17 protein-coding genes are annotated in these 21,820 nt (G+C 69.9%); 9 read left to right on the top strand and 8 right to left on the bottom strand.

The features are described from left to right. Window positions 1-138: 138 nt before the first annotated feature. The 3 genes from alr (at window position 139) to AC1RQF_RS27980 (ending at window position 2,987) form a co-directional block, all read left to right on the top strand. Window positions 139-1,209: an alanine racemase gene (alr, locus tag AC1RQF_RS27990; RefSeq protein ID WP_274002464.1), complete on the top strand. Its 1,071-nt coding sequence runs from the start codon at window positions 139-141 to the stop codon at window positions 1,207-1,209. Window positions 1,210-1,219: 10 nt separating this feature from the next. Further along, window positions 1,220-2,596 carry a DNA repair protein RadA gene (gene radA, locus AC1RQF_RS27985; RefSeq protein WP_274002465.1) on the top strand — a complete coding sequence of 459 codons (1,377 nt, stop codon included), beginning with the start codon at window positions 1,220-1,222 and terminating at the stop codon, window positions 2,594-2,596. Window positions 2,597-2,720: 124 nt separating this feature from the next. Next, window positions 2,721-2,987: a DUF2866 domain-containing protein gene (locus AC1RQF_RS27980; RefSeq protein WP_274002466.1), complete on the top strand. Its 267-nt coding sequence runs from the start codon at window positions 2,721-2,723 to the stop codon at window positions 2,985-2,987. Window positions 2,988-3,015: 28 nt separating this feature from the next. Here the strand turns inward: AC1RQF_RS27980 and AC1RQF_RS27975 are convergent, their stop codons facing one another. Beyond that, the gene (locus AC1RQF_RS27975) at window positions 3,016-4,944 is read right to left on the bottom strand and encodes an ATP-binding cassette domain-containing protein (protein ID WP_274002468.1); all 1,929 of its coding nucleotides are present in this window, start codon (window positions 4,942-4,944) and stop codon (window positions 3,016-3,018) included. A gap of 109 nt (window positions 4,945-5,053) precedes the next feature. Here AC1RQF_RS27975 and AC1RQF_RS27970 point away from each other — a divergent pair, with 109 nt between their 5' ends. Further along, window positions 5,054-5,533 (top strand): glutathione peroxidase, encoded by a 480-nt coding sequence (locus AC1RQF_RS27970; RefSeq protein WP_274002470.1) that lies wholly within the window; start codon window positions 5,054-5,056, stop codon window positions 5,531-5,533. A gap of 20 nt (window positions 5,534-5,553) precedes the next feature. Here AC1RQF_RS27970 and cls read toward each other — a convergent pair whose 3' ends face one another. The 6 genes from cls to dapC all read right to left on the bottom strand — a co-directional run bounded on the left by cls (window position 5,554) and on the right by dapC (window position 11,740). Then, the gene (gene cls / locus AC1RQF_RS27965; RefSeq protein WP_274002471.1) at window positions 5,554-6,993 is read right to left on the bottom strand and encodes a cardiolipin synthase; all 1,440 of its coding nucleotides are present in this window, start codon (window positions 6,991-6,993) and stop codon (window positions 5,554-5,556) included. A gap of 126 nt (window positions 6,994-7,119) precedes the next feature. Further along, on the bottom strand, window positions 7,120-8,043 hold the full coding sequence (gene prmB, locus AC1RQF_RS27960; protein ID WP_274002472.1) for a 50S ribosomal protein L3 N(5)-glutamine methyltransferase: 924 nt from the start codon (window positions 8,041-8,043) through the stop codon (window positions 7,120-7,122). Window positions 8,044-8,057: 14 nt separating this feature from the next. Beyond that, window positions 8,058-9,197 (bottom strand): succinyl-diaminopimelate desuccinylase, encoded by a 1,140-nt coding sequence (gene dapE / locus AC1RQF_RS27955; RefSeq protein WP_274002473.1) that lies wholly within the window; start codon window positions 9,195-9,197, stop codon window positions 8,058-8,060. An 81-nt stretch (window positions 9,198-9,278) separates the two neighbouring features. Beyond that, on the bottom strand, window positions 9,279-9,641 hold the full coding sequence (locus tag AC1RQF_RS27950) for an ArsC family reductase (RefSeq protein WP_274002474.1): 363 nt from the start codon (window positions 9,639-9,641) through the stop codon (window positions 9,279-9,281). Next, window positions 9,641-10,468 carry a 2,3,4,5-tetrahydropyridine-2,6-dicarboxylate N-succinyltransferase gene (gene dapD, locus AC1RQF_RS27945; RefSeq protein ID WP_252986066.1) on the bottom strand — a complete coding sequence of 276 codons (828 nt, stop codon included), beginning with the start codon at window positions 10,466-10,468 and terminating at the stop codon, window positions 9,641-9,643. The genes AC1RQF_RS27950 and dapD overlap by 1 nt, the downstream gene beginning before the upstream one ends. Before the next feature lie 54 nt (window positions 10,469-10,522). Next, window positions 10,523-11,740 (bottom strand): succinyldiaminopimelate transaminase, encoded by a 1,218-nt coding sequence (dapC, locus tag AC1RQF_RS27940; protein ID WP_492873431.1) that lies wholly within the window; start codon window positions 11,738-11,740, stop codon window positions 10,523-10,525. Window positions 11,741-11,943: 203 nt separating this feature from the next. On the opposite strand from dapC, the gene AC1RQF_RS27935 reads away from it, so the two are divergent. From AC1RQF_RS27935 to def, 5 genes are all read left to right on the top strand, one after another. Continuing rightward, window positions 11,944-12,879, top strand: coding sequence for a DMT family transporter (locus AC1RQF_RS27935; protein WP_274002477.1), 936 nt, complete (start codon window positions 11,944-11,946; stop codon window positions 12,877-12,879). A gap of 148 nt (window positions 12,880-13,027) precedes the next feature. After that, window positions 13,028-16,546 carry a chromosome segregation protein SMC gene (smc, locus tag AC1RQF_RS27930; protein WP_492873430.1) on the top strand — a complete coding sequence of 1,173 codons (3,519 nt, stop codon included), beginning with the start codon at window positions 13,028-13,030 and terminating at the stop codon, window positions 16,544-16,546. 74 nt (window positions 16,547-16,620) lie between these two features. Further along, on the top strand, window positions 16,621-17,862 hold the full coding sequence (locus AC1RQF_RS27925) for a cell division protein ZipA C-terminal FtsZ-binding domain-containing protein (protein ID WP_492873429.1): 1,242 nt from the start codon (window positions 16,621-16,623) through the stop codon (window positions 17,860-17,862). A 110-nt stretch (window positions 17,863-17,972) separates the two neighbouring features. Next, complete coding sequence (ligA, locus tag AC1RQF_RS27920) at window positions 17,973-20,054, top strand: NAD-dependent DNA ligase LigA (protein WP_274002481.1); 2,082 nt, start codon at window positions 17,973-17,975, stop codon at window positions 20,052-20,054. Next, window positions 20,051-20,584, top strand: coding sequence for a peptide deformylase (def, locus tag AC1RQF_RS27915; RefSeq protein ID WP_274002483.1), 534 nt, complete (start codon window positions 20,051-20,053; stop codon window positions 20,582-20,584). The genes ligA and def overlap by 4 nt, the downstream gene beginning before the upstream one ends. A gap of 72 nt (window positions 20,585-20,656) precedes the next feature. Here def and AC1RQF_RS27910 read toward each other — a convergent pair. After that, a partial coding sequence (locus AC1RQF_RS27910; protein ID WP_492873428.1) for a pseudouridine synthase occupies window positions 20,657-21,820 on the bottom strand: 1,164 nt, incomplete at its 5' end.

Raw genomic sequence — 21,820 nt, 5'->3', positions numbered from 1 at the left:
TTGTGCGCACGGCTTTATATCATGAAAATACGTCAATTCGGACTAGCAAGATCCCCCGATCGTTCCGTGAATGATCGGACCCGCGTCCACGAGACGCGTTAAGCTGATGATTCGCAAGCGTCTTTACGAAAATTTCCTATGCCGCGCCCGATTTCCGCCACGATTCACACCGCCGCCCTCGCGAACAATCTCTCCGTCGTCCGCCGCTACGCCGCCCGCTCGAAGGTGTGGACCGTCGTCAAGGCCAATGCCTACGGCCACGGTCTCGCCCGGGTCTTCCCGGGCCTGCGCGGCACCGACGGCTTCGGCCTGCTCGACCTCGACGAGGCCGTCAAGCTGCGCGAACTGGGCTGGGCGGGTCCGATCCTGTTGCTCGAAGGCTTCTTCCGTTCGACCGACATCGATGTGATCGACCGCTACAGCCTGACCACCTCGGTGCACAACGACGAGCAGATGCGCATGCTCGAGACCGCGCGCCTGTCGAAGCCCGTCAACATCCAGCTCAAGATGAACAGCGGGATGAACCGGCTCGGCTACACGCCGGAGAAATACCGCGCCGCCTGGGAGCGCGCGCGCGCCTGCCCGGGGATCGGCCAGATCACGTTGATGACCCATTTCTCCGATGCCGACGGCGAGCGCGGCGTGGCCGAGCAGGTCGCGACCTTCGAGCGCGGCGCGGAAGGGATCGCCGGCGCGCGCAGCCTCGCCAATTCGGCGGCCGTGCTGTGGCATCCGTCGACCCACTTCGATTGGGTGCGGCCCGGCATCATCCTGTACGGCGCCGCGCCGTCCGGGCAGTCCGCGGACCTCGCGGGCACCGGGCTGCAGCCCGCGATGACGCTGTCGTCCGAATTGATCGCCGTGCAGATGCTTGGAAAGGGCCAGACAGTGGGATACGGCTCGATTTTTTCGGCGCATGAAACGATGCGCATCGGCGTGGTCGCCTGCGGCTATGCCGACGGCTATCCGCGCGTCGCGCCGGAAGGCACGCCGGTGATCGTCGACGGCGTGCGCACGCGGATCGTCGGGCGGGTGTCGATGGACATGCTGACGGTCGACCTGACGCCGGTGCCGCAGGCGGGCGTGGGTTCGCGCGTCGAGCTGTGGGGGCCGGCGCTGCCGATCGACGACGTCGCCGCGAAGTGCGGCACGGTCGGCTACGAGCTGATGTGCGCGGTCGCGCAGCGCGTGCCGGTGCGCGCGGAATAAGGGCGCGCGCGTGGCGAAACAGAAAACCGTCTACGTCTGCACGGAGTGCGGCGGGCAGTCGCTGAAATGGCAGGGGCAGTGCCCGTCGTGCCAGGCGTGGAACACGCTCGTCGAGAGCGTGCCCGAAGCGCCGTCCTCGCATCGTTTCCAGGCGCTCGCGAAGAGCGCGCCCGTGCAGCGGCTGTCGGACATCGAGGCGGCCGACGTGCCGCGCTTCTCGACCGGCATCGGCGAATTCGACCGCGTGCTGGGCGGCGGCTTGGTGCCGGGCGGGGTCGTGCTGATCGGCGGCGATCCCGGGATCGGCAAGTCGACGCTGCTGCTGCAATCGCTCGCGCAGATCGCGAGCGAGCGGCGCACGCTTTATATCAGCGGCGAGGAGTCGGCCGCGCAGATTGCATTGCGCGCGCAGCGGCTCGCGCTGCTCGACGGCGGCGCGGATGCGGCGGACCTGAAACTGCTCGCCGAGATCCAGCTCGAGAAGATCCAGGCGACGATCGACGCGGAGCGTCCCGACGTCGCGGTGATCGACTCGATCCAGACCGTCTATTCCGAGGCGCTGACCTCGGCGCCGGGCTCGGTCGCGCAGGTGCGCGAATGCGCGGCGCAATTGACGCGCATCGCGAAACAGTCCGGCACCGCGATCATCATGGTGGGCCACGTGACCAAGGAAGGCGCGCTGGCCGGCCCGCGCGTGCTCGAACACATCGTCGATACGGTGCTGTACTTCGAGGGCGACACGCACTCGTCGTTCCGGCTGGTGCGCGCGTTCAAGAACCGCTTCGGCGCGGTCAACGAGCTGGGCGTGTTCGCGATGACCGAGCGCGGCCTGCGCGGTGTCGCGAATCCGTCCGCGCTGTTCCTGTCGCAGCACGAGCAGGTGGTGCCGGGCTCGTGCGTGCTGGTCACGCAGGAAGGGTCGCGGCCGCTGCTGGTCGAGGTGCAGGCGCTCGTCGACACCGCGAACGTGCCGAATCCGCGCCGGCTCGCGGTCGGCCTCGAACAGAACCGGCTCGCGATGCTGCTCGCGGTGCTGCACCGGCACGCGGGCATCGCGTGCTTCGACCAGGACGTGTTCCTGAACGCGGTCGGCGGCGTGAAGATCACCGAGCCGGCGGCCGACCTCGCGGTGCTGCTCGCGATCCATTCGTCGCTGCGCAACAAGCCGCTGCCGAAGGGTTTGATCGTGTTCGGCGAAGTGGGGCTCGCGGGCGAGATCCGGCCGTCGCCGCGCGGCCAGGAGCGTTTGCGCGAGGCGGCCAAGCTGGGCTTCACGGCGGCGCTGATCCCGAAGGCCAATGCGCCGAAGCAGCCGATCGAGGGGTTGCGGGTGCTCGCGGTCGAGCGGATCGAGCAGGCGATCGAGCAGGTGCGCACGCTCGAATGACGCGCGCCCGCTTCCGGACGTAATCCTGCGTAACCATTCTGACGGCGGCCGTAACCCGGCCGCCGTTGCTTTTCCCTATGCTGATTTCGATGATCGGCCGCATCGTGCGGCGAAGGGAACTGCGTTGAAACGGACTGAACAAGCGGGATTGCAGCCGCATCGCTACAACGTGCGCGGCTGCCGGGTGTCCGAGCCGATCCGCCCGCCATGGGGCGGCGGCTGCCGGATCATCGAATGGGTCGACGAAGAGGGACGGATCGCGCGCCGCGTGGTCGCCGAGAACGTCACCGAGGCGGAGGTCGCCGCGACGATGCGTCAGCCGGTGGAAGGGCGGCGCTATCTGATGCCCGACGACGAGCAGATGCCGCGCGAGACCCTGCCGCGCCGCTGATGCCGGCGCGGTGCGCCGCGCGCATCGATCAACCGATCTGTTCCAGTTCCTCGTGGGCCATGAGCCATTCGGCTTCGAGCGTTTCGAGCCGGCTGCCGAGGTCGCCGAGCGTCCGGATCGCCTCGGTCAGGCGCGTTTTCTGCTCGGCCGCGTAGCTCGCCGGATCGGCGACGTAGGCGTCGAGCGTCGCCTTCTCCGCGTTGAGCTTTTCCATTTCCTTCTCGAGCTTCGTGATCCGCGTCTGCAACGGTTTCTTCAGATGTGACAGGCGCTGGCGCGTTTCCGCTTCGAGGCGCTTCTGGTCCTTGCGGTTGATCCCGGGCGTCGCGTTGTCCGATGCGGCGTCGTTGCGCGCGGCCGCGCGCTGCTCGGCCGCATGCTGGAGCAGCCAGTCGCGGTAGTCGTCGAGGTCGCCGTCGAACGGTTGCAGCCGGTGCTGCGCGACCAGCATGAACTGGTCGGTCGTCGCGCGCAGCAGGTGACGATCGTGCGAGACCAGGATCAGCGTGCCCTCGAATTGCGCGAGCGCCATCGTCAGCGCGTGGCGCGTTTCGAGATCCAGGTGGTTGGTCGGTTCGTCGAGCAGCAGCAGGTTCGGCTTTTGCCAGATGATCAGCGCGAGCGCGAGCCGCGCCTTCTCGCCGCCGGAGAACGGCGCGATCGACGCGGTCGCCATCTCGCCCGAGAAATTGAAACTGCCGAGGAAGTCGCGCAATTCCTGTTCGCGGGTATCCGGCGCGAGCCGCGCGAGATGCGCGAGCGGCGAATCGTCGGGGCGCAGCGTTTCGAGCTGGTGCTGCGCGAAATAGCCGATCGTCAAACCCTTGCCCTCGCGCACCAGGCCGCCGAGCGGCGCGAGCGTGCCGGCGAGGGTCTTGATCAGCGTCGACTTGCCCTGGCCGTTCGCGCCGAGCAGCCCGATGCGCTGGCCGTTCTGGATCGACAGCGCGACGCGCTCCACGATCGGGATCTCGGCGCCGTCGTCGGCGTGATAGCCGCAGCGCACGTCCTCCATCACCATCATCGGATTCGGCGCGGCGTTCGGCGTGCGGAATTCGAACGTGAACTGCGACGCGATATGCGCGGGCGCGATCAGCTCCATCTTCTCGAGCGCCTTGACCCGGCTCTGCGCCTGCTTGGCCTTGCTCGCCTTCGCCTTGAAGCGGTCGACGAAGCTCTGCAGATGCGCGATGGTCTTCTGCTGCTTCTCGTAGGCGCTTTGCTGCAGCGTCAGCTGCTGCATGCGCAGCACCTCGAACTGCGAGTAGTTGCCGCCGTAGCGCTTCACCTGGCGGTTCTCGAGGTGCAGCGTGACGTTGCAGATCGCGTCGAGGAACTCGCGGTCGTGCGAGATCACGACGAGCGTGCCCGCGTAGCGGTGCAGCCAGTCTTCGAGCCAGACGATTGCGTCGAGATCCAGGTGATTGGTCGGTTCGTCGAGCAGCAGGAGATCCGAGCGGCACATCAGCGCCTGCGCGAGATTGAGACGCATCCGCCAGCCGCCCGAGAAGCTCGCGACCGGCTCGCGGGTTTGCGCGAGCGTGAAGCCGAGCCCGAGCAGCAGGGCCTCGGCGCGCGCCGGCGCGGTGTAGCCGTCGGCATCGGCGAACGCCGCGTGCGCCTCGGCCTCGGCCGCGCCGTCGTGCGCGGCCGAGGCCTGCGCGATGCGCGCCTCGATCGCGCGCAGCGCGGCGTCGCCGTCGAGCGTGTAGTCGAGGGCGCTGCGATCGACGGCGGGGGTTTCCTGCGACACGTGCGCGATCCGCCACGACGGCGGCAGCGACAGATCGCCGCCGTCCGGATGCAACTCGCCGCGCAACACGGCGAACAAGGTCGACTTGCCCGCGCCGTTGGCGCCGATCAGGCCGGCTTTTTCACCCGGGTTGAGGGTGAAGGTGGTGGCGTCGAAGAGCGGCTTGGTGCCGCGGGCGAGGCTGAACTGGCTGAAACGGATCACGGCGGAACAGGCTGGAGGAAAACCGCTATTCTAGACTGCGTGGCGCGCGCCCGGGCTCCGACGAGCCGGCGCGCGGGAATCCGGATCATCGAGAAAGGAAATCAGGACGATGTCGAAACTCTATTCGTTCAGCGCCGAGGCGCTCGGCGGCGGCGACGTGTCGCTCGACCAATACCGCGGCCAGGTGCTGCTGATCGTCAACACGGCGAGCGAATGCGGGTTCACGCCGCAGTACGCGGGATTGCAGGCGTTGTACGAACGCTATCGCGCGCGCGGCTTCGCGGTGCTCGGCTTTCCATGCAACCAGTTCGGCAAGCAGGAGCCGGGCGACGCCGCCCAGATCGGCGCGTTCTGCGAGCAGCGCTTCGGCGTGACCTTCCCGTTGTTCGCGAAGATCGACGTGAAAGGGCCGCAGGCGCATCCGCTGTATCGCTACCTGACCGACGAGGCGCCCGGCCTGCTCGGGCTCAAGGCGATCAAGTGGAACTTCACCAAGTTCCTGATCAACCGCGAGGGCGAGGTGGTGCGGCGCTACGCGCCGTCCGCGAAACCGGCCGAACTGGCCGCGGACCTCGAACCGCTGCTGTGACGGCCGCGAGCGCGGCGCGCCTACAGGATCGGCGCGAACAGCCGCGCGACGTGCATCGCGACGCGGCGCCACGCGCTCGCGCGCCGGTATTCGCCGGCGTCGACCTCGAAGGCTTCGGCGAAGTCGCGTGAGAGCATCGCGTCGACCTCGGCCGCGAAGCCGGCGTCGACCGTCAGCACCATGATCTCGAAATTGAGGCGGAACGAGCGGTTGTCGAGATTGGCGCTGCCGATCGCGGCGGCCGCGCGGTCGACCAGCACCACCTTCTGGTGCAGGAAGCCCGGACGGTAGCGGAAGATCCGCACGCCGGCCGCGATCAGGTCGCGCGCGTACAGCTTCGAGGCCTCGAACACCACGTAGTGATCGCGCCGGCTCGGGATCAGGATCCGCACGTCGACGCCGCGCATCACCGCGAGCTTCAGCGCGGCGATCACCGCCTCGTCGGGCACCAGGTAGGGCGTGGTGATCCATACCCGCTCGCGCGCCGCGTTGATGGCCGCGACGAAGAACAGCGAACCGGTTTCCTGCGGATCGGCCGGCCCCATCGGCACGACGAGGCAATGCATGTCCGAGTCGGGGCGCGGCGCGGGCGGCGGCGCGTCGGGTGGCAGCGTCTGGGTGGCCCAGTGCCAGTCCTCGGCGAACACGTCCTGGATCCGCGCGACGGCGGGCCCGCGCACCTCGATGTGGGTGTCGCGCCACGGCGACAGGCGCGGGTTCGCGCCCAGGTATTCGACGCCGACGTTATGCCCGCCGACGAACGCCACCTCGCCGTCGACCACGACGATCTTGCGGTGGTTGCGGAAATTGAGCTGGAACCGGTTGACGAACTGCCTATGGGTGGCGAACGGATGCACCTCGACGCCGCCCGCGCGCAGCGCGCCCACGTAGCGCTGCGGCAGATCGAAGCTGCCGATGCTGTCGTACAGCAGGTAGCAGCGCACGCCGCGCGCGGCGCAGGCGAGCAGCGCGTCGCGCAGCATGTCGCCGAGCGCGTCGTCGCGCACGATGAAGAACTGCACGATCACGTAGCGGCGCGCGCGCTCGATCGCGGCGAGGATCGCGGAGAAGGTCGCGTCGCCGTTGACGAGCGTGCGCACCGCGTTGCCGGCCAGGAACGGCGTGCCGGCCAGCCGCGTGAGCGCGCGCACCGCGGCTTCGCCGGGCGCGCCGGCCGGCAGGCCGCGCGGCGCGGAGGCGTCGGCGGGCGGGGTCGCGCGCGTGCGGGTGCGCAGCGCGGCGGTCTCGTGGCGGCGCGCGTCGACATAGCCCGAGAACTTGCTGCGGCCGAGGAACAGGTAGGGGATCAGCGTCAGATACGGCATCGCGGTGAGCGACACCGCCCAGGCGATCGCGCCTTGCGAGGTGCGGGTGTTGAGGATCGCGTGGCAGGCGGCGATCACGCCCAGCGCGTGGGCGATCGCGATCAGGGTGCCGAGATGGAGCCAGTCGAGTTGCATGGGCGCGCAGGGGTCCGGAATGGGCGGCGCGCGCCACGTTTTGACGGGACGCGCTGACACGCATCTTACCGAACCGCGCGCCCGGGCGGGCAATGCGCCGCCCGGGGCCGGTCAGCCTTCGGCCGTTCAGGCCACGGCGGGCAGGTCAGCCGCGTGGATCAGGAACACGTTGTCGTCGCCCGCGCTGGTCGGCAGCCAGATCAGGTCGAGCCCGCCGAACGCGGCCTCGACGTGGGAGCGCTCGTTGCCGATCTCGACGACGAGCACGCCGTCGTCCTTGAGCCAGCGGCGCGCGTCGCGCACGATGCGGCGCACGATGTCCATGCCGTCCTCGCCGCCCGCGAGCGCCATCTCCGGCTCGTGCCGGTACTCGGGCGGCAGCGCGGCCATCGACGCGGCGTTCACGTAGGGCGGATTGGTCAGGATCACGTCGTAGCGCGCATCCGCGTCGTCGCGTCGCGCGGCGGGCAGCGGCGCGTACAGGTCGCCGTGGTGGAGCGCGATGCGCGCGTCGAGCCCGTAGTCGCGGCGGTTGATCTCCGCGACTTCCAGCGCGCCCGCGGACAGGTCGACCGCGTCGATGTCGGCGTTCGGGAACGCGCCCGCCGCGAGGATCGCGAGGCAGCCGGAACCCGTGCACAGCTCCAGCACCGCGCCGACCTGTTCCGGGTCCGCCACGTACGGCTGCAGCCCGTCGTCGAGCAGCTCGCCGATGAACGAACGCGGCACGATCACGCGCTCGTCGACGTGGAAGCGGTGGCCGTGCATCCAGGCCTCGTGGGTCAGGTAGGCGGCCGGCACGCGCTCGGCGGCGCGGCGCTCGATGATCGCGAGCACGTCGCCGATCTCGGCGGCCGTGAGGCGCGCGTCGTAGAACGGCTCCAGCGTGTCGAGCGGCAGGTGCAGCGTGTGCAGCACCAGGTAGGCGGCCTCGTCGTAGGCGTTGTCGGAACCGTGGCCGAACGCGAGTTGCGCCTGCGAGAAGCGCGACACCGCGTAGCGCACCAGGTCGCGCACGGTGTGGAACGGATGGTCGGTAGGGGTCGTCATGGGGTGGTCCTTGGTCAGGCGATCAGGTGTTCGAGCACCCGGCGGTACACGTTCTTGAGCGGGTCGATGAAGCGCACCTCGATGTGCTCGTCGATCTTGTGGATGCTGCCGTTCGGCGGCCCGAATTCGATCACCTGCGGGCAGATGCGCGCGATGAAGCGGCCGTCGGAGGTGCCGCCCGTGGTCGACAGCTCGGTCGTCACGCCGGTTTCCGCGAGGATCGCCTGCTCGAGCGCGTTCGACAGCTCGCCGCGCGGCGTGAGGAACGGCAGCCCGCTGACCGACCAGCGCAGCGTGTAGTCGAGCTGGTGCTTGTCGAGGATCGCATGCACGCGCTGCTGCAGGCCCTCGACCGTGCTCGCGGTCGAGAAGCGGAAATTGAAGTGCAGGTCCGCGTGGCCGGGGATCACGTTGGTCGCGCCGGTGCCTGCATGCAGGTTCGAGACCTGCCAGGTGGTCGGCGGGAAGTATTCGTTGCCGTCGTCCCAGCGCTCGGCCGCGAGTTCGGCCAGCGCGGGCGCGAGCAGGTGAATCGGATTCTTCGCGAGATGCGGGTAGGCGATGTGGCCCTGCACGCCCTTGACGACGAGTTCGCCCGACATCGAGCCGCGCCGGCCGTTCTTCACGACGTCGCCGAGCGTGGCGCTCGAGGTCGGTTCGCCGACGATGCAGTAGTCGAGGCGTTCGCCGCGCGCCTGCAGCGCCTCGACGACCTTCACGGTGCCGTCGGTGGCCGGGCCTTCCTCGTCGCTCGTGATCAGGAACGCGATCGTGCCGCGATGGCCGGGATGGGCGGCGACGAATTCCTCCGATGCGACCACGAAGCCGGCGAGCGAGGTCTTCATGTCGGCCGCGCCGCGGCCGTAGAGCTTGCCGTCGCGGTGCGCGGGCACGAAGGGCGGCGACGACCATTGTTCGAGCGGGCCGGTCGGCACGACGTCGGTATGGCCCGCGAACGCGAGCAGCTTGCCGTCGCGGCCGTCGGCGCCGCGCTTCACGGCCCACAGGTTGGTCACGCCGTGCGACGCGAGGGTTTCGCATTCGAAGCCGAGCGCGGCGAGGCGCTCGGTCAGGAGCTGCTGGCAGTGCTGGTCGTCCGGCGTGACGGAGGCGCGGGCGATCAGCTGTTCGGTAAGGGCTAGGGTGGCGGACATGGTTCGGACCACTTTCGATAAAAAATGCCGGCGCGGGGCCGGCAGGGTGCGGCGAGGACGGCCCGACGCGCGGGCCGGACCTCAGGCTGCGCCGGCGAACAGCCCGGCGTACTGCTCGGCGCTGAAGCCGAGCGCTTTCACGCGGCCGTCGACGACGAGCACCGGGCGCTTGATCACCGAGGGCTTGTCGATCATCAACGCGATCGCGCCGTCCTCGCGCTCGGCGGCGGCCTTCTGCGCGTCGGCCAGGCCGCGCCAGGTGGTGCCGCGCCGGTTCACGAGCGCGTCGAGCGGCACGTCCTTCAGCCAGCCCGCGACGAGCGGCGCGGTGACGCCGGCTTTCTTGAAGTCGTGGAACGCGAATTCGACGCCGTGCGCTTCAAGCCACACGCGGGCCTTCTTCACGGTGTCGCAGTTCGGGATTCCATACACGACGGTGCGCATCAGTCGCCTCGCAGCAGCTCGTTCAGGCCGACCTTCGCGCGCGTCTTCGCGTCGACCTTCTTGACGATCACGGCGCAGTACAGGCTGTGCGAGCCGTCCTTCGACGGCAGGTTGCCCGCCACCACGACCGAGCCGGCCGGGATCCGGCCGTAGCTGACTTCGCCCGTCTCGCGATCGTAGATCTTGGTGCTCTGGCCGAGATACACGCCCATCGAGATCACCGAGTTCTCCTCGACAATCACGCCTTCGACCACTTCCGAGCGCGCGCCGATGAAGCAGTTGTCCTCGATGATCACCGGGTTCGCCTGCAGCGGTTCCAGCACGCCGCCGATCCCGACGCCGCCCGACAGGTGGACGTTCTTGCCGATCTGCGCGCACGAGCCGACGGTCGCCCAGGTGTCGACCATCGTGCCTTCGTCGACATACGCGCCGATGTTCGTGTACGACGGCATCAGCACGACGTTCTTCGCGATGAACGAGCCGCGGCGCGCGATCGCGGGCGGCACCACGCGGAAGCCGCCCGCGGCGAAATCCTCGGCGGTGTAGTTCGCGAACTTCGACGGCACCTTGTCGTAGAACTGCGAGTAGCCGCCTGCCGGCATCGGCGCGTTGTCCTCGAGGCGGAACGACAGCAGCACCGCCTTTTTCAGCCACTGGTGCACGATCCATTCGCCGTCGCGCTTCTCGGCGACGCGCAGCTGACCGCGGTCGAGCTGTTCGAGCGCGTGCGCGACGGCGTCGCGCACCTCGGCGGGGGCGGCCTTCGGCGACAGCTCCGCGCGGTTGTCCCAGGCGTTATCGATGATTTGCTGAAGTTGTTGCGACATGTTCGTGGCTTGGTGGACGTGGATGATGGATGAAACGGGATCGGCCGGGCCGGCTCAGGCGCCGAGGCCGCGGCAGAATGCGACGATGCGTTCGGCGCCCTCGACGCACTCGGCCGTGCCGGCGACGAGGGCGATCCGGATGAAATCGCGGCCCGGATTCGCGCCATGCGCGTCGCGGGCGAGATAGGAGCCGGGCAGGACCGTGACATTATAGTCGGCGTACAGGCGCCGGGCGAATTCGGTGTCCGACAGGCCGGTGCGCGCGACGTTCGCCCACAGGTAGAACGCGGCGTCCGGCAGGCGGACGTCGACGACCTCGGCGAGCATCGGCGTCACGGTGCTGAACTTCTGCAGGTACTGCGCGCGGTTGTCGCGCACGTGCGCCTCGTCGCCCCACGCGGCGATGCTCGCCTGCTGGTAGACGGGCGACAGCGCCGCGCCATGGTAGGTGCGGTACAACAGGAAGCGCTTGAGCAGCGCGGCGTCGCCCGCGACGAAGCCCGAGCGCATGCCGGGCACGTTCGAGCGCTTCGACAGGCTCGACAGCATGACGAGCCGCTCGAAGCCCCGGCCCAGCCGCTGCGCGGCCTCGAGCCCGCCGAGCGGCGGCGCCGCCTCGTCGAAGTAGATCTCGGAGTAGCACTCGTCGGACGCGATCACGAAACCGTGGCGATCCGACAGGGCGAACAATTCCCGCCAGTCGTCGAGCGTGAGCACCGCGCCCGTCGGGTTGCCGGGCGAGCACACGTAGAGCAGCTGGGTGCGCGCCCAGACCTCGTCGGGCACGGCGGCATAGTCGGGCGCGTAGTTGCGCGCGGGATCGCTGTTGACGAAATACGGCTCGGCGCCCGCGAGCAGCGCCGCGCCTTCGTAGATTTGATAGAACGGATTCGGACAGAGTACGATCGCCTTCTTGCCGTCCGCGCGCGGGGCCGGGTCGATCACCGCCTGCGCGAGCGAGAACAGCGCCTCGCGCGAACCCGAGGCGGGCAGCACCTGCGTCGCGGCATCGACGGCGGGCAGCTGGTAGCGGCGTTCGAGCCAGCGCGCGATCGCCGCGCGCAGCGCGTCGGAGCCCGCCGTGGCGGGGTAGGACGCGAGGCCGTCGAGCGCGGCGGCGGCCGCGTCGCGGATCAGCGCCGGGGTCGGGTGTTTCGGCTCGCCGATGCCGAAGCTGATCGGGCGCAGGCCGGCGCGCGGCGTCAGGTCCTTGAAAAGCGCGCGGAGCTTTTCGAACGGATAGGGTTGAAGCGTATCGAGTCGTGGATTCACGGGCTGGGCGGCGCTCGGCGCCGATAGGTGGACCGCTGGCGCGGGCCGGTTTAAGCGAGGGCGGACACCGCCGGGCGCGCGGGTGCCGCGGCGCAGGACGGCGCCGCCGGTCGGGTCGACCGGCGGCGGTTTTCGATTATAGCGTGAGGGATCGCCGCCACGCCGCGCGGCGAGCACGGAACGGATGGAAAGAGGGGAAGGGAATGAGTCGTGACGAGGTGCGCGCCGGCTGGCCGACGCTGGCGATCCTGATCGGCGCGTCGGTATGGGGCCTGACCTGGTATCCGCTGCGCATCCTGGCGTCGCTCGGCGTGACGGGCACGGCGGCGAGCGCGCTGACCTGCATGGTCGCGTGCGGCTTCGTGCTGGTGGTGCGCCGCCGGTCGATCGCGACGCTGCGCTGGCACTGGCTGCTGCCGGCGCTCGGCGTCGCCGCGGGGATCACCAACCTCGGCTTCGTCTGGGGCACGATCCACGGCGAGGTGCTGCGGGTCATGCTGCTGTTCTACCTGACGCCCGCCTGGACCGCGCTGTACGCGCACTTCCTGCTCGGCGAGCGGCTCAGCTGGGCGGGCGCGGGGCTCGCGCTGCTGTCGATCGGCGGCGCGGCGCTGATGCTGTGGTCGCCGCGCCTCGGCCTGCCGTTGCCGGCCAGTCCGGCCGAGTGGGCCGGGCTCGCGGCCGGCATGGGCTTCGCGATGAGCAACGTGCTGATCGTCAGGATCAGCCGCGAGCTGCCGCAGATGAAGGCGGAAATGCGCACCGCGACGCTGTTCGGCGGCGCGGCCGTGCTGGGCCTCGCGGCGGCCTTCGCCGAAGGCCTGCCGCCCGTGCCGGCGGCCCCCCAGCTGGGCTTCGCCGCGCTCCTCGTGGCGGGCATCGGAGTGGTCGTCGCGTCGACCAACATGCTGGTCCAGTACGGCCTCACGCGGGTGCCGGCGAGCCGGGCCTCGATCCTCATGCTGTTCGAGATCGTGATCACGGCTTTGTCCGCGTGGCTGTTCGCGGGCGAGGTGCCCGGCGCGCGCGAATGGGCGGGCGGCGCGTGCATCGTGGCGGCGACCCTGCTGTCGAGCCGCGTCCATCGCCCGCCGGCAACTAACGGCGAGGCGCGGGACGGCGCGCGCGCGATGGTATGATTGCCCCCAGTACGCGGGGCCGCATGCTTGACAGCACGGCCCCGTTTTTCGAATCCTGGGGGCGTGCGCCGCGCGCCGGCCGGCTCGCCGGCGGGTCCGCGAGGCCGGGCGCCACCCTTCGTTTGACTCTATTACTACCGATACCGCCGTGCGTCTGAGCTCGATCAAACTGGCTGGCTTCAAATCATTCGTCGATCCCACGCACTTCCAGGTTCCGGGCCAGCTCGTCGGCGTGGTCGGCCCGAACGGGTGCGGCAAATCCAACATCATCGACGCCGTGCGCTGGGTGCTCGGCGAGTCGCGCGCCTCGGAGCTGCGCGGCGAATCGATGCAGGACGTGATCTTCAACGGCTCGACCGCCCGCAAGCCCGGCAGCCGGGCGAGCGTCGAGCTGATCTTCGACAACTCCGACGGCCGCGCGGCCGGCCAGTGGGGCCAGTACGGCGAGATCGCCGTGAAGCGCGTGCTGACGCGCGACGGCACCTCCAGCTACTACATCAACAACCTGCCCGCGCGGCGCCGCGACATCCAGGACATCTTCCTCGGCACCGGCCTGGGCCCGCGCGCGTACGCGATCATCGGGCAGGGCATGATCGCGCGCATCATCGAGGCGAAGCCCGAGGAACTGCGGGTGTTCCTCGAGGAAGCCGCGGGCGTGTCGAAGTACAAGGAACGCCGCCGCGAGACCGAGAACCGCCTGCACGACACCCGCGAGAACCTGACCCGGGTCGAGGACATCGTCCGCGAGCTGGGCGCGAACCTCGAGAAGCTCGAAGGGCAGGCGGTGGTCGCGACCCGCTACAAGGAACTCGTCGCCGACGGCGAGGAGAAGCAGCGGCTCCTGTGGCTGCTGCGCAAGAACGAGGCGGCCGCCGAGCAGGCGAAGCAGCAGCGCGCGATCGAGCAGGCGCAGATCGACCTCGAGGCGCAGACCGCGAAGCTGCGCGAGGTGGAAGCCCAGCTCGAGACGCTGCGCGTCGCGCACTACGCGGCGAGCGATGCGATGCAGGGCGCGCAGGGCTCGCTGTACGAGGCCAACGCCGAGGTGAGCCGGCTCGAGGCCGAGATCAAGTTCATCGTCGAATCGCGCAATCGTGTGCAGGCCCAGATCGCGGCGCTGACCGCGCAGCGCGAGCAATGGCACGCGCAGGCGGAGAAGGCGCAGGGCGACCTCGAGGAAGCCGAGGAAGCGCGCGCGGTCGCGGATGAAAAGGCCGCGCTCGCGGAAGACGACGCGGCCGCGAAGCACGACGCGCTGCCCGCGCTCGAAGCCGGCTGGCGCGACGCGCAGGCGCAGCTCAACGACGAGCGCGGCCGGATCGCGCAGACCGAGCAGGCGCTGAAGCTCGAGGCCGCGCACCAGCGCAATGCCGACCAGCAACTGCAGCAGCTGCAGCAGCGCCACGAACGCCTGAAGTCGGAGGCGGGCGGGCTCGACGCGCCGGACGAGGCGCAGCTCGAGGAGCTGCGGATGCAGCTGGCCGAGCACGAGGAAATCCTCGCCGACGCGCAGGCGCGCGTCGGCGACGCCCAGGATGCGCAGCCGCGCCTCGACGCGGAGCGCCGCGCCGCGCAGGAGCGGGTGCAGGCCGAGAGCGCGCAGATCCACCAGCTCGAAGCGCGCCTCGGCGCGCTGCGCCAGCTGCAGGAGAACGTGCAGACGGAAGGCAAGATCCAGCCGTGGCTCGACAAGCACGAGCTGGGCTCGCTGCCGCGCCTCTGGAAGAAGCTGCACGTCGAGCCGGGCTGGGAAACCGCGCTCGAGGCGGTGCTGCGCGAGCGCCTCGCGGCGCTCGAGGTGTCGAATCTCGACTGGGTGAAGGCGTTCGCGACCGATGCGCCGCCCGCCAAGCTCGCGTTCTACGCACCGCCGCCCGCGGGCGAGCCGCTCGCCGCGCCGGCCGCGCTGCGCCCGGTGCTGTCGCTCGTGCGGATCGACGACGCGGGCCTGCGCGCGGTGCTCAACGACTGGCTGGGCGCGGTGTTCATCGCCGACGATCTCGCGCAGGCGCTGGCCGCGCGCGCGCAGCTGCCGCAGGGCGGCGCGTTCGTGGTGAAGGCGGGGCATCTGGTCACGCGCGCGGGGGTCCAGCTGTACGCGGCGGATTCCGAGCAGGCGGGCATGCTCGCGCGCCAGCAGGAAATCGAAAACCTGGGCCGCCAGGTGCGCGCGCAGGCGCTGCTCGCCGACGAGGCGAAGGCGGCCGCGATCCGCGCGGAGGCGGCGCACACGCAGGCCGCGCAGGCGCAGACCGAATTGCGCGCGCAGGCCGAACGCGCGACGCAGCGCGTGCACGCGCTGCAACTCGACGTGCTGAAGCTCGCGCAGGCGCACGAGCGCTACACGCAGCGCAGCACGCAGATCCGTGAGGAGTTGGAGGAAATCGGCGCGCAGATCGACGAGCAGCGTGCGCTGCGCGCCGAATCGGAGGCGAACTTCGAGCGCCACGACGGCGAGCTGGCCGAGCTGCAGGCGCGCTTCGAGGACAACCAGCTGGCGTTCGAAGCGCGCGACGAAACCCTGACGGCCGCCCGCCAGCAGGCGCGCGACCTCGAACGCGCGGCCAACGACGCGCGTTTCGCCGCGCGCAATTCCGCGAACCGGATCGACGAGCTGAAGCGCAGCATCCAGATCGCGCACGAGCAGCGCGAACGCGTGCTCGCGTCGCTCGAGGACGCGCGCGTGGAACTCGAGGCGATCAACGAGCAGACCGCGCATACCGGGCTGCAGGATGCGCTCGAGGTGCGCGCCGCGAAGGAGCAGGCGCTGTCGGCCGCGCGCATCGAGCTGGACGACCTGACCGCGAAACTGCGCGCGTCGGACGAGACGCGGCTCGCGGCCGAGCGCTCGCTGCAGCCGTTGCGCGACCGGATCACCGAATTGCAGTTGAAGGAGCAGGCGGCGCGCCTGTCCGGCGAGCAGTTCACCGAGCAGCTCGCGGCGGCCGAGGTCGACGAGGCCGCGCTGCAGACGAAGCTGACGCCGGACCTGAAGCCGTCCTACCTGCAGGGCGAGGTGACGCGCATCAACAACGCGGTCGCGGCGCTCGGGCCCGTCAACATGGCGGCGCTCGAGGAACTGGCGGCGGCGAGCGAGCGCAAGGTGTTCCTCGACGCGCAGTCGGCCGACCTGAACAATGCGATCGAGACCCTCGAGGACGCGATCCAGAAGATCGACCAGGAAACCCGCACGCTGCTGCAGGGCACCTTCGACGAGGTGAACCGGCACTTCAGCGACCTGTTCCCGCGCCTGTTCGGCGGCGGCCAGGCGAAGCTCATCATGACCGGCGACGAGATCCTCGATGCCGGCGTGCAGGTGATGGCGCAGCCGCCCGGCAAGAAGAACGCGACGATCCACCTGCTGTCGGGCGGCGAGAAGGCGCTGACCGCGACCGCGCTCGTGTTCGCGATGTTCCAGCTGAATCCGGCGCCGTTCTGTCTGCTGGACGAGGTCGACGCGCCGCTCGACGATGCGAACACCGAACGCTTCGCCAACCTGGTTCGCGCGATGTCGGACAAGACGCAGTTCCTCTTCATCTCGCACAACAAGATCGCGATGGAGATGGCGCAGCAGCTGATCGGCGTGACGATGCAGGAGCAGGGTGTGTCGCGGATCGTGGCGGTCGACATGGAAACGGCTGCCGGGTTTGCCCAGAATATCGTTTGACGGGAGGCGGACGAGCGCGCGGCGCATGGCGCCCGCTGGTCCGCCGGATGACAAGAATTGCTGATGGAGCATGCATGGACGAGTTGACACTCGGGTTGATCGGCGCGGGCGCCGTCGTGGTCGGGGGCGTGGTGGTCTATAACGCGTGGCAGGGCGCCAAGGTGCGCCGCAAGATGCCGCGCCCGATGCCGGCCGAGGCCGCGGAGGGTCTGGCGCGCCAGGAGCGCGACGACGAGGCGCCGTTCATCGAGCCGGTGCGCCAGCCGACCCGGCGCGCCGAGGCCGCCGAGCCGGCGCCCGCGGCCTCGGCCTCGGCCGACGAGAGCGCGCGCGTCGAGCCGACGTTCGGCGCCGCCGGCGCGGAAGGGACCGCGCCCGACGCCGCGCCGCACGCGGAGGCCGAGGCGGCCGCGCCGGCGGGCACGACCGAGGCGGCCGTCGCGAGCGAACCGGTCGAGCCGGTGCTGCCGGCCGCGACCACGATCTCGGCCGCGCCGCCGGCGGTGGTCGACCGCCGCATCGACTGCATCGTGCCGATCCGGCTCGCGGGCCCGCTCGCGGGCGAGAAGATCCTGCCCGCCGCGCAGCGGCTGCGGCGCGCGGGCAGCAAGCCGGTGCACATCGAGGGCAAGCCGGAAGGCGGCGCGGCCTGGGAGTTGCTGCAGAACGGCGTGCGCTACGAGGAATTGCGCGCGGCGGCCCAGCTCGCGAACCGCAGCGGCCCGCTCAACGAACTGGAGTTTTCCGAATTCGTGACGGGCACCCAGCAGTTCGCCGACGCGCTCGACGGCGCGCCGGAGTTCCCGGACATGCTGGAGACGGTGTCGATGGCGCGCGAGCTGGACGGCTTCGCCGCGCAGTGCGACGCGCAGCTGTCGATCAACGTGATGTCGGACGGCGCGCCGTGGTCCGCGAACTATGTGCAGGCGGTCGCGTCGCAGGACGGCTTGCTGCTGTCGCGCGACGGCACCCGCTTCGTCAAGCTCGACGCCAAGCAGAACCCGGTGTTCATGCTGCAGTTCGGCGACACCAATTTCCTGCGCGACGACCTGACGTACAAGGGCGGCAACATGATCACGCTGGTGCTCGACGTGCCGGTCGCCGAGGAGGACATCCTGCCGTTCCGGCTCATGTGCGACTACGCGAAATCGCTGTCCGAGCGGATCGGCGCGCGGGTGGTCGACGACCAGCGCCGGCCGCTGCCGGAATCGACCCTGCTCGCGATCGAGCAGCAGCTGATGAAGCTGTACGCGAAGCTGGAGGAAGCGGGCATTCCGGCCGGCTCGCCGGTCACGCGACGCCTGTTCAGTCAGTAACGCGGCGGGCGGCGTCCGCCGTCCGCGAACCCTCGTTCGGACAATGCTCAAGCGGGCGCCGACCTGAGATAATCTTGGCTTGATTGTCTTGATGAGAAAGTGCCGCCAGCATGGCCCGATCCCCCGTTGAACCGCCAGCCAGCCAGCCGCCCGCCCGGGCCGCGTGGCTGCGCGCCGAACTCGAACGCGCGAATTACGCGTACTACGTGCTCGACGAGCCGGACCTGCCGGACGCCGAATACGATCGCCTGTTCCGCGAATTGCAGCAGATCGAGGCGGACCACCCGGACCTGATCGTCCCCGAGTCGCCCACCCAGCGGGTCGGCGGCGAAGTCGCGAACGGTTTCACGCCGGTCGTGCACGCCGCGCCGATGCTGTCGCTGAACAACGGTTTCGCCGACGAGGACATCGCCGCGTTCGACAAGCGCGTGTCCGATGCGCTCGGCAAGGCGCCGCCCGATCTCGCGGGCACCGCGACGGAGCCGGTCGAATACGCGTGCGAGCTGAAGTTCGACGGGCTCGCGATCTCGCTGCGCTATGAAGACGGCCGCTTCGTGCAGGCGGCGACGCGCGGCGACGGCACCACCGGCGAGGACGTCACCGAGAACATCCGGACGATCCGCTCGATTCCGCTGCAGCTCAAGGGCGGCCAGTGGCCGGCCGTGCTCGACGTGCGCGGCGAGGTGCTGATGTTCAAGCGCGATTTCGCGCGCCTGAACGAACGGCAGCGGGCCGCGGAGCAGCGCGAATTCGCGAATCCGCGCAATGCGGCGGCCGGCAGCCTGCGCCAGCTCGATCCGAAGATCACCGCGCAGCGGCCGCTGTCGTTTTTCGCCTACGGGATCGGCGTCCTCGAAGGGGCCGAGATGCCGGCCACCCACGGCGGGCTGCTCGACTGGTACGAGATCCTCGGCCTGCCGGTGAACCGCGAACGCGCGGTGGTGCACGGCGCGGACGGCCTGCTCGGCTTCTTCCGCGCGGTCGGCGCGAAGCGCGAGGGCTTGCCGTACGACATCGACGGCGTCGTCTACAAGGTCAACCGGCGCGACGAGCAGGAGCGGCTCGGCTTCGTGTCGCGCGCGCCGCGCTTCGCGCTCGCCCACAAGTTCCCGGCCCAGGAGGCGCTCACGCGGCTCGTCGCGATCGATGTGCAGGTGGGCCGCACCGGGGCGATCACGCCGGTCGCGCGGCTCGAACCCGTGTTCGTCGGCGGCGCGACCGTCACGAACGCGACGCTGCACAACGAGGACGAGGTGCGGCGCAAGGACATCCGGATTGGCGACACGGTGATCGTGCGGCGCGCGGGCGACGTGATTCCCGAAGTGGTGTCGGCGCTGCCCGAACGGCGGCCCGCCGACGCGGCCGAGTTCGTGATGCCGACCGCCTGCCCGGTGTGCGGCTCGCGCATCGAGCGCCTGCCGGACGAGGCGATCGCGCGCTGCACGGGCGGACTGTTCTGCCCGGCGCAGCGCAAGCAGGCGCTGTGGCACTTCGCGCAGCGCCGCGCGCTCGACATCGACGGGCTCGGCGAGAAGATCATCGATCAGCTGGTCGACATGAATCTCGTGCGCACGCCGGCCGATCTGTTCAACCTCGGTTTCTCGACGCTCGCCGAACTCGACCGCTTCGCCGAGAAATCCGCGCAGAACCTGATCGACTCGCTCGAGAAGGCCAAGCACACGACGCTCGCGCGCTTCATCTACGCCCTCGGCATCCGCCATGTGGGCGAATCGACCGCGAAGGATCTCGCGAAGCATTTCGGCTCGCTCGATCCGATCATGGACGCCTCGCTCGAGGCGCTGCTCGAAGTCAACGACGTGGGGCCGGTGGTCGCCGAGTCGCTCCACCAGTTCTTCGCGGAGGCGCACAACCGCACGGTGATCGAGCAGCTGCGCGCGCCGGGCAAGGTCAGCTGGCCCGAGGGGCCGCCCGCGCCGAAGGCGCCGCAGGGCCTCCTGGCGGGCAAGACCGTGGTGCTGACGGGCACGCTGCCGACCCTCACGCGCGAGTCCGCGAAGGAGATGCTGGAGGCGGCGGGCGCGAAGGTGGCGGGTTCGGTGTCGAAGAAGACCGACTACGTGGTGGCGGGAGAAGAGGCGGGCAGCAAGCTCGCGAAGGCCGAGTCGCTCGGCATCCCGGTGCTGGACGAGGACGGATTACACAAACTGCTGGAGGAGGGTTCTGCGTCATGATTCGCGAGATTTTGAAGATGGGCGATCCACGCCTGCTGGAAATCGCCCGGCCGGTCGAGACCTTCGACACGCCGGAATTGCACCAGCTGGTCGCGGACATGTTCGAGACGATGCACCACGCGAACGGCGCGGGGCTGGCCGCGCCGCAGATCGGCGTCGGCCTGCAGGTGATCATCTTCGGCTTCGGCAGCAACGCCCGCTACCCGGAGGCGCCGGCCGTGCCGGAGACCGTGCTCGTCAATCCGACCATCGAGTACCTGCCGCCCGACATGGAGGAGGGCTGGGAAGGCTGTCTGTCGGTGCCGGGGATGCGCGGCGTGGTGAGCCGCTACGTGAAGGTGCGCTACAGCGGCTTCGACCAGTACGGCGAGCGGATCGAGCGGGTGGCGGAGGATTTCCACGCGCGCGTCGTCCAGCACGAGTACGACCACCTGATCGGCAAGCTGTACCCGATGCGGATCACCGATTTCTCGAAGTTCGGCTTCACCGAGGTGCTGTTCCCCGGGCTCGACGCGCAAGCGGACGATTGAGCCGCGCGGCGACGCGCCGCCGGAAAAGCAAAACGCCCGCGGATGCGGGCGTTTTGCATGAGGGCGGACGGTTCAGAACGATTCGTCGGGCGACAGGTAGCGCCACTGGCCCTGCGGCAGCGCACCGAGCATCACGCGGCCCATCCGCACGCGCTTCAGGCCGATCACGTCGAGGCCGACCAGCTCGCACATCCGGCGGATCTGCCGCTTCTTGCCTTCGCGCAGCACGAAGCGCAGCTGTTCGCCGTTCTGCCAGCTGACCATCGCGGGCTTGAGCGGCGCGCCGTCGAGTTCGAGGCCGTGGCGCAGCTGCGCGAGCGACTCGGCCGGGAAATGCTGGTCGATGTCGGTCAGGCGCTCGCCGAAGCGCACGCGCACCAGGTATTCCTTGTCGATGTCGGACTGCTCGCCGATCAGCTGCTTCGCGATGCGGCCGTTCTGGGTCAGCACGAGCAGGCCGGTCGAATCGATGTCGAGGCGGCCGGCCGGCGCGAGCGTGCGCAGGTGCTGCGGCGAGAAGCGCAGCCCCGAACGGTCGGCGTCCCAGTGATTGTCGCGCGTGATCAGCGTCGCGGCGGGCGCGTAGCCGTCCTCGGCCTGCCCGGACACATAGCCGACCGGCTTGTGCAGCAGGATCGTCACCTGCGCGTCCTGGGCGGCGCGGGCGTTCGCGTCGATCTCGATGCGCTGGTCCGGCCGCACCTTGGTGCCGAGCGTGTCGATGCGCTCGCCGTCGACGAGCACCCAGCCTTTCTCGATCCATTCGTCGGCTTCGCGGCGCGAGCACAGACCCAGTTCGGACATGCGCTTCGACAGGCGCACGAGGCCGGTTTCGTCGCCGTGATCGACGGGCTCGGCATACGCCTTGACCGGCTTCGCGACCTTCAGGCCGCCGGCCTCGCCGCGTGCGCCGCGCGGCTTGGCGCTGGCGGGGCCGTCGTCGCGCCACCAGGTGGGTTTCGCATCGGTGCGGCGCTCGGGCCGGGCGCTGTCGCGCGGGCCGGTCCGGTCATCGGCGGAGCGGAACGGGCGGCCTTCGCCGCGCGGTGCGCGCGGCTTGTCGTCGCCGGGGCGGTCGTCGCGTTTCCAGACGGGTTTCGAATCGACTCGACGGTCCGGACGTGCGCTGTCGCGCGGGCCGGTCCGGTCATCGGCGGAACGGAACGGGCGGCCTTCGCCGCGCGGTGCGCGCGGCTTGGCATCGCCGGCGCGGTCGTCGCGTTTCCAGGCGGGTTT

The organism is Burkholderia sp. GW821-FHT14F03, assembly GCF_058803765.1.
This window is presented reverse-complemented; position numbering and strand designations above follow the sequence as displayed.

Bases quoted from the DNA above. Each gene is read 5' to 3' on its own strand.
- alr (WP_274002464.1), top strand. From the start codon at position 139: ATGCCGCGCCCGATTTCCGCCACGATTCACACCGCCGCCCTCGCGAAC.
- AC1RQF_RS27970 (WP_274002470.1), top strand. From the start codon at position 5,054: ATGTCGAAACTCTATTCGTTCAGCGCCGAGGCGCTCGGCGGCGGCGAC.
- cls (WP_274002471.1), bottom strand. From the start codon at position 6,993: ATGCAACTCGACTGGCTCCATCTCGGCACCCTGATCGCGATCGCCCAC.
- prmB (WP_274002472.1), bottom strand. From the start codon at position 8,043: ATGACGACCCCTACCGACCATCCGTTCCACACCGTGCGCGACCTGGTG.
- dapE (WP_274002473.1), bottom strand. From the start codon at position 9,197: ATGTCCGCCACCCTAGCCCTTACCGAACAGCTGATCGCCCGCGCCTCC.
- AC1RQF_RS27950 (WP_274002474.1), bottom strand. From the start codon at position 9,641: ATGCGCACCGTCGTGTATGGAATCCCGAACTGCGACACCGTGAAGAAG.
- dapD (WP_252986066.1), bottom strand. From the start codon at position 10,468: ATGTCGCAACAACTTCAGCAAATCATCGATAACGCCTGGGACAACCGC.
- AC1RQF_RS27935 (WP_274002477.1), top strand. From the start codon at position 11,944: ATGAGTCGTGACGAGGTGCGCGCCGGCTGGCCGACGCTGGCGATCCTG.
- AC1RQF_RS27925 (WP_492873429.1), top strand. From the start codon at position 16,621: ATGGACGAGTTGACACTCGGGTTGATCGGCGCGGGCGCCGTCGTGGTC.
- ligA (WP_274002481.1), top strand. From the start codon at position 17,973: ATGGCCCGATCCCCCGTTGAACCGCCAGCCAGCCAGCCGCCCGCCCGG.
- def (WP_274002483.1), top strand. From the start codon at position 20,051: ATGATTCGCGAGATTTTGAAGATGGGCGATCCACGCCTGCTGGAAATC.